Source organism: Kitasatospora sp. NPDC059088 (assembly GCF_042738155.1).
In the GTDB taxonomy this organism is placed as follows: Bacteria; Actinomycetota; Actinomycetes; order Streptomycetales; family Streptomycetaceae; genus Kitasatospora.
Genome location: NZ_JBHYGR010000016.1, coordinates 102,813 through 106,313, shown reverse-complemented (window position 1 = coordinate 106,313; position 3,501 = coordinate 102,813). Strand labels below are relative to the sequence as shown.

Sequence of the window (3,501 nt, the reverse complement as noted above, 5' to 3'; positions counted from 1 at the left end):
GCGTTGGGGTGCGTGCATCGCAAGGCGGAGGAGGGAGCCCAATGCAGCGCATTGGCGACCGACGACAACGCGGCGAGGCGCGTGCCCCGGCGTCGGCCCGCAGACGGGAGTTCGAAGACGGACCCCAGGTCCGCATGCACCGATGGCTTGGAAGCGATCGGCACCGCCACACCTCCACACCCCCACCCGAACCCTCAGGGGGAGCGGCCGGAGCGGCATCTACGGCATGAACGGGAGGCACGACACCCACCGGAATGAGAGGACCAAGCATGGCGATGGACTACTTCACCGACGAACGACACGAGAGCCTCCGGGCCGAGGTGCGTGAGTTCGCGGAGAAGGAGGTGCGTCCTCAGGTGGCCCGGATGGAGGCCGACCGGGAGATCGAGTTCGAGCTCTCGCGGGAGATCGCCCGCCGCGGCTGGATCGGCGTCACGATCCCGCGCGAGTTCGGCGGCCTGGGCCTGGGACACCTCGCCAAGACCGTGATCGTCGAGGAGCTGGCGCGGGTCAGCGGTGCGATGGGCGCGATGGCACAGGCCTCCCAGCTCGGCGTCGCCAAGGTCATCCACTTCGGTTCGGACGCCCAACGCCGGTCGTGGTTGCCGAAGTTCGCCTCCGGGGAGTGCCTGCCGACGATCGCGGTCACCGAGCCGGAGTCCGGCGGCCATGTGCTCGGCATGGGCGGCACCGCGCGTCGCGAGGGTGACGAGTACGTGCTGAACGGCCGCAAGGTGTTCGTCGGCAACTCGCACATCGGCGACGTCCACGGCGTGGTCTTCCGTACCGGCCGGGGCAGCAAGGGGCTGTCCGCCTTCCTGGTCGAGAGCGACCGGCCCGGCTTCCGCACCGGCACCGTCGGCACCCAGGGCGGCCTGCACGGGTTCAGCTTCGGCGAGCTCGTCTTCGAGGACTGCCGCGTCCCGGTCGGCAACCGGCTCGCCGAGGAGGGGCAGGGCCTCGACGTCGCCTACTCCTCCTCCACCCTGTACGGCCGGCTGAACCTGGGCGCCGTCGCGCTCGGCATCCACGTCGCCGTGGTGGAGGACACGGTGCGCTACGCCGAGGAGCGGGTGCTCTACGGCAAGCCGATCAACCAGCTGAACAGCATCGCCCTCAAGCTCGGCGAGATGCAGTCCCGGCTGATGACGGCCAAGTTGGCCGCCTACCACGCCTCGCACCTGCTCGACAACGGCAAGGCCTGCGACGCCGAGCTGATGAACGCCAAGCTGATCAACACCGAGTACGCGATGGACTCGGCACGTCAGGCGATGGAGATCTTCGCGGCGCGCGGCACCCAGGAGGAGCACAACATCATCCGCTACCTGCGGGACGCCACCCACATCTACGCCCCGGCCGGCACCTCGGACGTGCAGAAGCTGCGGCTCGGACAGGTCGCGACGGGCACCTACGGCAAGCAGTGGTCGGCCGAGCTGGCCGACCTGGCGAGCTGGGCGTGGACCGAGCTCAACGCGCTGGAGTCCGGGGCCTCCGGGGCCGCCCGCGCCGCCGGGGTCTCCCCGGCGGAGGAGCTGTACGGGTACAGCCCGCGCGGGGTCCGGGGCGTCCGGAGCGCTCGCGTGGTGCCGCTCTCCGCGGCGGGGTGAGCCGCGCGGCGGGGTGATCCGCACGGAGGACCGAGCCGCGCGGAGGACCGAGCCGCGCGGCGGGAGCGCCGGATCCGCGGCTGCCGCCCGGATGGTGGCGAACTTTCGGTATGACGACGATTTGACCTGCTCCTGACGGCTCCCCGAGAGGCCCACCGACCTCCCGGGGAGCCGTCCCCGCTCCGCACCGACCGCGCTGAGCTGCGACGATCCGTCGGCGAACGCTCCGACCGGAACTGGCCGCTCCTGCCATCGCCCGTTCACATATCGTCAGTTGATGTTGCGATGGGGCCACCTGGGACTGATAGGTTTCCTGCCGTCGGCGGCCGAGCTGCACCCGCACGGACGGTGACACCGCGTCACCCCGTCCGGCGACCCCGGGCCTCGGCTCCCTGACGCCCGGTCCGGTCCGCTCGGGCCGACCCACCGTCCGGACCCGAGACCCGGCCTGCAACTCGGCCCTGCAACAAGGAATCAGATGCCAGGCATATCGGCCCCCCACACGGGCCACCGCGCCGGCCGGTCCGGCTCCCTCCGCAGCTCGCTCCTCGCCCTCGTGCTGGTCCCCAGCCTGGGCCTCGCCGCCGCCTGGGGCTACGCCGCCTACCTGCTGCGCGACACCGCGAACCGCACCGCGCTGCTGGCCGGCACCGCCGCCGTCGCGCTGGTGCTGCTGGTCAGCCTGGTCCGCGGCATCCGGGCCGCCCGGTCGCTGTCCGCCCGGCTCGCCGGACTGCGCGGCGACACCTTCGCGCTCGCCCAGCACGAGATCCCCGAGATCGTCGGCCGGCTGCGCGCCGGGGAGCCGGTGCCCACCCCGCCCACCTGGGCACCGTCCCGGCGGGTCGGCGACGAGGTCCAGCAGACCTCCGACGGCCTGGCCGCCGTCCGGCAGGCCGCCGTCGCCGCCATCGTCCACCAGGCCCAGGGCCGCGAGGGGACGAAGAAGGTCTTCCTCAACATCGCCCGCCGCACCCAGATCCTGATCCACCGGCAGATCAGCATGCTCGACGCGCTGGAGCGCGAGCACGAGGAACCCGAGCTGCTGCGCGAACTGTTCGCCGTCGACCACCTGGCCACCCGGATGCGGCGCAACGCCGAGAACCTGGTCATCCTCGGCGGCGCACTGCCCGCCCGGCGCTGGCGCAACGCCGTGCCCGTGGTCAACGTGCTGCGCAGCGCCGTCTCCGAGACCGAGAACTACGCCCGGGTCGTCGTCCAGGGCGTGCCGCGCGCCTCGCTCAGCGGGCAGGCCGTCGCCGACGTGATCCACCTGATCGCCGAGCTGATCGAGAACGGCACCACCTTCTCCCCGCCGTACACCCAGGTGCAGGTCTCGGCCCAGGAGGTCCCCAAGGGCCTGGCGGTCGAGGTCGAGGACCGCGGCCTCGGCATGACCGAGGAGGAGTACGAGCGGCTCAACGAGTACCTGGCCAACCCGCCCGAGCTGGACGTCTCCGCGCTCGGCGACGACCTGCGGCTCGGCCTGTTCGTCGTCGCCCGGCTCGCCGCCCGGCACGACATCCAGGTCACCCTGCGGCCCTCGCCGTACGGCGGCACCCGGGCCGTGGTGCTGGTGCCCTCGGTGCTGCTGGAGCAGGCGGAGCAGCCGGCCACGGTGCCCGGGCTGCCGTCCGGCGCGCGGGTCACCCGGACCCCGGTGCCCGAACCGCGGCCGTCCGACGGCGACTTCGGCGTGGTCGACGACGAGCTGTCCGGCGCGCTGGCAGGGGTGCTCAACGGACTGACGAGCAGCACCTCGGGCGGGGTCGACGGGATCGGTGGCGTCGGTTCCCCCGGGGGGGTGGGGGGGCCCCGCCCCCCCCGCGGCGGCGGGGGGGGCGGGCGGGGGTGTGTGTGGGGGGGGGTGGGGCGCGGGGCGGGTGTGTGGCGA

2 protein-coding genes are annotated in these 3,501 nt (G+C 73.0%); both read left to right on the top strand.

Going from position 1 to position 3,501, the window contains the following annotated elements:
* The first annotated feature begins 269 nt into the window (after positions 1 to 269).
* The gene (locus ACFWXO_RS10415; protein WP_380523165.1) at positions 270 to 1,607 is read left to right on the top strand and encodes an acyl-CoA dehydrogenase family protein; all 1,338 of its coding nucleotides are present in this window, start codon (positions 270 to 272) and stop codon (positions 1,605 to 1,607) included.
* Positions 1,608 to 2,085: 478 nt separating this feature from the next.
* On the top strand, positions 2,086 to 3,501 hold a 1,416-nt coding region (locus ACFWXO_RS10410), incomplete at its 3' end, for a sensor histidine kinase (protein ID WP_380523164.1).

Coding starts and splice junctions, on each gene's coding strand:
- ACFWXO_RS10415 (WP_380523165.1), top strand. CDS start 270: ATGGCGATGGACTACTTCACCGACGAACGACACGAGAGCCTCCGGGCC.